Annotated in this window: 4 protein-coding genes; all 4 read left to right on the top strand. The window is 33.1% G+C overall.

Features of this window, described 5'->3' with window-relative positions; all coding sequences use genetic code 11:
- The first annotated feature begins 104 nt into the window (after positions 1 to 104).
- Positions 105 to 3,272: a hypothetical protein gene (locus WFK35_RS18885; protein WP_336733860.1), complete on the top strand. Its 3,168-nt coding sequence runs from the start codon at positions 105 to 107 to the stop codon at positions 3,270 to 3,272.
- A 56-nt stretch (positions 3,273 to 3,328) separates the two neighbouring features.
- The gene (locus WFK35_RS18880; protein WP_002977365.1) at positions 3,329 to 4,600 is read left to right on the top strand and encodes an ATP-binding protein; all 1,272 of its coding nucleotides are present in this window, start codon (positions 3,329 to 3,331) and stop codon (positions 4,598 to 4,600) included.
- 417 nt (positions 4,601 to 5,017) lie between these two features.
- On the top strand, positions 5,018 to 5,347 hold the full coding sequence (locus WFK35_RS23295; RefSeq protein ID WP_050791101.1) for a DUF6660 family protein: 330 nt from the start codon (positions 5,018 to 5,020) through the stop codon (positions 5,345 to 5,347).
- Positions 5,348 to 5,503: 156 nt separating this feature from the next.
- Positions 5,504 to 7,447, top strand: a 1,944-nt coding sequence (locus tag WFK35_RS18875) for an efflux RND transporter permease subunit (RefSeq protein ID WP_336733858.1), incomplete at its 3' end; no start/stop codon positions are given.

Genomic DNA, 7,447 nt, shown 5'->3' with positions numbered 1-7,447 from the left:
ACGACATAATAGAAGATTGGGCATAGATCATATTAATAAGAAAACAAAAATCGGAGATTGAAAACTAAAAAGTTTTTTTACTTTCGATAGAAAATACTCCCGCCATGAGAAGGGCATTCAGATTATGGATGGAAGAGTTTTGTGAATATGAACCGGAAGCTTCCGTATATTTTATGCACGAGCTCTTAAGTGATGATACTCTGTCCCCTTCATGGAAAGATGAGCTACTGATTGTTTCACTTAGATCAAATCATTCCAAAGTACTACTGGATAGTTTAAAAGTACAGCTTCTTGAAGATGAAGCGAAATTGTTGGATCGCATAATCTATTTACTACAAACGAGTTGTAAAAAAATAGATCCTCAAAAAAGAAATTTTAATGATCTTCTGCCTATTGGCTCCGGATGGGATTATATAATTGATTTTATCAAAGCTAATATTAATGAAATTAAGCTGCAAAATTTTGAATTAAAACATTTGACTCTTATTGAATCATGGTCAAAACAGCTCCCTGAATTTAACCAAGGCATACTTCCATCTGGTGCAAAAAGCGCTGCTTTTCTGTTGGAAGATTTTATTTTTAGGTTGCAGGGTCGTTCAATTCAGAGGAGATTAGGCAGGAAATCTTCTGAATATTTAAAAAAATATATTAAAATTCTTTTTAAATTGACGGCAGCCGATCAGGAACTTATTGCTTCGATTATTCAAGCTTGCTTGATTCCTGAAACAGGTAATGAAAGATGGACTGATCCTGCTTTTCTACGAGAAATAAGAGCTTATATTACCGGAGGTGTTATTTCAGATCAAATTTGTCGCTTTTTCCCTGAAGAAGTTATTCAAATGGCTACTGAAGACTGGGCTCAAAAGGAAGAGAAATATGCACCGGGGAGTATTAATAGTATGCTTATTCGAGAGCCTAAAGTAAATGATTTTGGTTTAAATAAAGATTTAGAATATGATTATGGATTACCATCAGGTTATCAGACTTTTTTTTATTGGATGTTTTTGTATCACGGTGAAAAAGCTCTTGATTTCCTTATTCCATTTTTAAATGATGCTTTTGAAAAAAATTATGAAATTCTTCTGTCTTTAAAAAAGAGAGGGGTGGAAAGGATTGAGGTTGTTTTTGAAGATGGATCGTGTGGTGTATACTATGGGAATCCTGAGTACTGGTCTATGTACCGAGGATTTTCAATTTATGATAAGGTCTTAATATCAGTGCTGATGGCTTTGGAAAAGACTTTGTTAGAAATTGGGGATAAAAAAGATTTTTCAACAGCACGCATATTTTTAGACAGGTTGATAAGAGAGTCTAACAATATTGCCATTTTAGGAGTGGTCTGCAGCATTTTACAAGCATTTCCTAATTTAGTTGATGAAACTTCTGTCTCCTTATTAGGTGTCCCACTGTTTTTTAAGTGGGATTCTACAAGGTCTACTTCGGATATGATGAGAAGCAATGTCTATAATGACGAAGAATTCGAAAGAAAAGAACGAATTGCCGCAAATCAAAGAATTCATCGCAATAAGTATTATGTAGGTTTAGTTGGATTTGTGGCTGACTATATGTTTTATCAACGAGAGTATAATGAACTTTTATTCAAACAGGTCGACAGAATGTGGGAGAATGTCAAGGAAGATGATTGGCTTTTTAAAAAGTTTTTGTTTGATATGGATGCTAGAAAGTATGAATTTAAACATTTTAATCAAAAGGGATATGAAAATTATGTTCAGGTAGTTCCCGGATATGATGATACAATTAGAAATGTTGTAGAAAGTGGGAATGATTATACAGTTCCGACAGCTAATACGACTTGGGCAAGAAAAGTTTTCGAATACGAAGAAGTTGATGATCATAACTATGAAACTTGGAAAATAGGATATGAATTTATTTTGCAACTAGATGGTAGACGAGAAATTATGGTTTCTCCAGGTACTATGGCGTCTATTGCTCTTCGTGACTTTTCAAATCAACTTCAACCTGATGAAATTGCATGGTGTTGTGAAACTATTATCAATTTAGAAGCAAAAAAATTAGCGAAAACAGATCCATACGCTATTAATTTTGATTTATTGGATAATATACCTTCTCTTAAAGGATTATGCTATATTTTTAAAGTTGATATTGAGCAAGATTTAAAATTGAAGGTTAAAGAATTAATTTTCCGTTTACTTTTAAAGGGTCTTGACGCTAGGGAACGAATCGCTTTGCAGCACGCTATTTTACAGGAATTAGTATTATTTGAACCTGATTTTGTTTTAAACTGTTGGTATGGATTAGCAGAAGCCATCGTAATTCTAAAGGCACAAAATAAAGAAAGCGAGAGAAAGCGAATGTTATATCATCAAGGGAAATTAAGTGCTCGTGATTTTAATAAGTCGGAAGAAGACAATTGGTCGGAAGTACTAATTAATTCTGTTATCAAAGGAAGTATAAACATACCTGATGAAATTATCGTTTCATTAGACTTACATACTCAGTGGTACTTGGATGACATGCTTCGTATCATCCCATGGAATACGGCTCTTCCTGCTCACCACAAATTTATTCAGGATGTTCTGACACTACACACTGTTTTTTTAAATGATCCCAAATCAAGCATGCTGGATTTTTATGAAAGTAGACATGCATTTACTTTTTATTATCCACGATATCTGCTGAATCAGCCTACAGAATTATCATTACCTCTCTTAAAAAAAATACTTGATTCAAGTATAGAAACACCTGAAAAAAGTATCCCTGATGATTATTTAAAATTTATATATAAGTTAGTTGAAGAGTTTATTAGAGCAGCGATAGGTAGAATTCAACTCGAAAATTTCTGGATATTTTGGGAATTTTTGAAAGATTGGATGATCAATAACAGCAATGCGAGATTTCTACCAATTTTTCTTTTTGACATTGACTGGGTGGAGAGCTCTGAAAAATGGTCAGTATTGGATGGTAAAAGCTTATATTTCAAAGATTTTATAATTACTTTAGGATTTAACAGAATTAATTCATCGATAAAATTTTTAAGTGGCATTGCATTTTATAATTTTATGCCTAACTCAATATCATGGATTGTTCCCATGCTCCAAAGCCAAAATGCTGAACTGGTCGAGAACGATATTTTAGAAAAATTCGTTGAAAAAGCTTTTTATAAATATGGTGGTAAAATAAAAAGAGATAAAAATACTTTAGCTGACTTTCTATTTATTTTAGATTTTCTAGTCAAAAGAAGTTCTCCTAAAGCCTATATGTTACGAGAAGAATTACTTCAATTTAAATAATTAACATTTTGTCGTGAGATATTTTTGGGAAATATATTAATAAAATTGGAAAATAAATGAATACAGAAGATTTTATAAGATTGATTGAGGGTCAAACGGAAAGCCCTTCACTAGATTTTAAAGCAAACAGTCCTTGGGATTATAAGAAGCTAACAAAAGATATCTTGGCAATGTCAAATCTACCAGATGGAGGTCACATTGTAATTGGAATTGAGGAAAAGGATAATGAATTTATTAATGTAGGAGTTGACCAGAAAAATATTATCACTTACAAATATGATGAAATGCGAGATCAGGTTTCAAAATATGCAGAACCAATGGTAGATTTCAATGTCTATTTTCCGGAAGATAGAAACGAATTAAAATATGTGGTAATCAAGATCTTCTCTTTCAAAGAAATTCCAACTCTTTGTAAAAAAACTCTGGACGGAGAAATGAGAGCAAGTACTTTGTATTATAGAAATACAAATAAGAGACCTGAAAGCGCAGCCATATCAAATGTCAGCGATTTGCGAGATCTCATTGAGTTGGCAGCCGTTAGATTAATGCAACGCAGAAAAAGTTTTGGCTATACCATTCCCAATATTGACGCAGAAATATTTGACGCAGAAATAAAAGCTTTTCAGCAGACATCATCATATGAATTAATAAAATCGAAAGGCAATTGCGAAGTTTATATAACTCCTCTTCAAAAAGGTAATTTACATAGTCTTAAAAGATGTCTTGAAGTTGTCGAAAAAGCACAGGTAAAGGCGTCATGGTCATTGCCATTTATACCAAGAACGTTACACGAGGGTAGTTTAGTTACTGCTGAAAATTCTTACGAGGCTTTTTCCGATTTAGGAGCTCGAAAAGAACTGTGGAGAATGTATTTGTCAGAGAGTTTTTGCATGATTAACAGCTTTGTAGAAGACTGGCTAGAAGGTGATCATTTGAGAGGGGCTTGGGCATCAAAATTTCCTTCTGGTCAATACTTGTTTTATTATACAAGTATTATACATTATCTTACTCAACTATATGTTTTTATTGAACACTTAACAATAGAAGGATTATATAAAGAAGGTTTGAGTATTTCTATTATATTTAATGAGTTAAAAGATAGAAGATTACATTTGGACAGCGAGAATCACATGCCGCTTATGAAGATAAGAACGACAAAAACAGATAAAATCACTATTAATGAGGAATATTCACGATTAGAAATTCTGGAGGGAGGTATAAATATTTCAAGTTCTATAATTTTAAAAGTTTTAGATTACTTTAGTTTTTACCCTTCAAAAGAGTCAGTTTTACAGATTCAGAAACAGTTCTTAGAAAAAGGTTACTAAAGAAAATTACGTAAATTCAGTTCAATTTTAGAACCTATTTTAAGATGATTTTTTGAATATTTAATATGTACATCTATATTAAAGAAGTATTATAATTTGGAAAGACCAATATTGATATAAGAATTTAATATATTATTCATCTAAAAATCAAGTGTAAATTAATATATAATTTTGTTTTGAAAAAAATGAAAATTAGTTTACTGAAAAATTGAGTTAAAATTAAATTATGGTGGCAATATTATTTAAATGTACATATCTAATTTTATCTAAAAGCATCAGTTTTTTTCTATAATTATAAATGACTTAGATGTATTGTAGGTATTTTATTTTTTTGATTCGGCATAATCAAATGTATAATTTCCTTAAAATTTTAGGATAAAATATTTTTTTGGTAATTATATTTTATACATTTGCATTATGAAATTTGTAAGACTACTTTTCATCATCTATTTTGTGGCGTTATCCATAATGCCATGTCTAGATAGTGCAAATGCTCAGTCTTTTAAGCAAGATTTCAATTATTCTTTAAGTTCAAAGACACAAGAAGATTCACATTCGAAGGCAGATTCTTGTTCTCCATTTTGTTCTTGCAACTGTTGCAGAACCACGGTGGCATCTTATAAAATCGAACCAATTCTAGTTTTTTCAAGAATCGCTACTGCGTTTTTTTCTAAGAAAATCCATTTTCAGAAAAACGACTTCGCTTATTTGGTGTACGACCAAATCTGGCAACCGCCTAAAATATAATTTTTATTGATATGATGGAAGGATTCCCTTTCATCTAAATTGTCTTGGAAACTTTGCAATATCATTGCACTGTAATCCTATTCATCTTTGCATCATCTTTTAAATTCAGTTTTATACTGATTTTAACTTTGGGCAATCCAATAAAAATTAAATTCAATGTTAGATAAAATCATAAGATTTAGTATCAAGAACAAGATTGTCATTGGTATCATGACCTTGTTATTGATTATTTGGGGAGTTTGGAGCGCAACCAAACTGCCAATTGATGCTACACCGGATATTACCAATAATCAGGTGCAGATCATCACAGTATGTCCCACACTTGCTGGACAGGAAGTAGAACAACTTGTTACCTTCCCAATTGAACAAAGTATCGCAAATGTACCAGATATTGAGGAAACTAGGAGTATTTCTAGATTCGGTCTATCAGTGATTACAGTTGTTTTTAAAGAAGAGGTAGATATTTATTTTGCTCGCCAACTGGTTACTGAAAAATTAAAACAAGCAGAAGAAGAAATTCCCCAAGGTGTTGGAACTCCTGAACTTGCCCCTGTTAGTACTGGACTTGGAGAAGTTTATCAATATATCCTGCATCCCAAAAAAGGCAGTGAGAAAAAGTATGATGCTAAAGAACTGCGAACAATGCAGGACTGGATTGTGCGAAGACAGCTTAATGGAACACCTGGAGTTGCAGAGATCAACAGTTTTGGCGGTCAGTTAAAACAATACGAGGTCGCTGTAAATCCAGACAGATTAAGAGCGATGGGCGTAAGTATATCTGATATTTTTACCGCTCTCGAAAAAAATAATCAGAATACAGGAGGTGCTTATATTGATAAAAAGCCAAATGCATATTTTATCCGTGGAATCGGTTTGGTAACATCTTTAGAAGACGCAGGGAACATTGTAGTTAAAAATAATACGGGCAGTGTTCCAATCTTCATAAAAGATGTTGCTGAAGTGCGTCTGGGAAGTGCTGTGAGATATGGTGCAATGACTTTTAATGGTCAGGTCGATGCTGTGGGAGGTGTTGTTATGATGCTAAAGGGAGCCAACAGTAATGAAGTGGTGAACAGAATTAAAGAAAAGATACCAGTTATACAAAAATCTCTTCCTGCAGACGTTGTAATTGAACCTTATTTAGATAGAACCGACCTGGTTGGAAGAGCAATCGACACAGTAGAAAAAAACCTAATTGAAGGTGCACTCATTGTCATCTTCGTACTTGTTATCTTCTTGGGTAATTTAAGAGCAGGTTTAATTGTAGCATCAGCTATTCCATTATCATTACTGTTTGCATTAGGAATGATGAATGTGTTTGGTGTGAGTGCTAACCTGATGAGTTTAGGAGCGATTGATTTCGGGCTTATTGTTGATGGGGCAGTTATTATTGTGGAAGCTACCTTACATCATTTAGGCTTGAATAAATCAAAAAAAATGCTTACCCAAGCAGAAATGGATGAAGAAGTTTTTCTTTCTGCATCCAAAATCAGAAGTAGTGCAGCATTTGGAGAAATCATTATTCTAATTGTATACATTCCGATTTTAACATTGGTGGGAGTAGAAGGTAAAATGTTTACGCCTATGGCTAAAACTGTGGGATTTGCTATTTTGGGCGCTCTGATTTTATCATTGACTTATATTCCGATGATGAGTGCTTTATTCTTATCAAAAAAGATGAGCCACAAAGAAAATTTCTCTGATAAAATGATGAACAGAATTCAGAAAGTTTATCAGCCTTTATTGGAAAAAGCATTAAAAATAAAATATTGGCTGGTTGGAGGAACCGTAGCTCTCTTTGCTGTAGCAATATTTGTTTTTGGGAGAATGGGTGGTGAATTTATACCTCAGTTGCAGGAAGGCGATTTTGCATTCCACTGTATCCTTCCACAAGGAAGTTCCTTAAATCAAAGTATTGAAACTTCAATGCAGGCTTCAAGAATTATAAAACAGTTTGATGAGGTAAAAATGGTTGTTGGTAAAACTGGCGCTGCTGAAGTACCTACCGACCCAATGCCACCGGAAGCTACTGATATGATGGTTATCTTGAAACCTCAGAAAGAATGGAAAACAAAGAAAACGTATGACGAACTCGCTGAT

Origin of the sequence: Chryseobacterium sp. VD8 (genome assembly GCF_037149975.1) — a bacterium.
Classification (GTDB): domain Bacteria; phylum Bacteroidota; class Bacteroidia; order Flavobacteriales; family Weeksellaceae; genus Chryseobacterium; species Chryseobacterium indicum.
Note: the sequence above shows the minus strand (reverse complement) of the source record. Positions and strands in the feature narration are given on the sequence as shown.

Excerpts from the sequence above, each read along its gene's own strand:
- WFK35_RS18880 (WP_002977365.1), top strand. The coding sequence starts at position 3,329 with ATGAATACAGAAGATTTTATAAGATTGATTGAGGGTCAAACGGAAAGC.
- WFK35_RS23295 (WP_050791101.1), top strand. The coding sequence starts at position 5,018 with ATGAAATTTGTAAGACTACTTTTCATCATCTATTTTGTGGCGTTATCC.
- WFK35_RS18885 (WP_336733860.1), top strand. The coding sequence starts at position 105 with ATGAGAAGGGCATTCAGATTATGGATGGAAGAGTTTTGTGAATATGAA.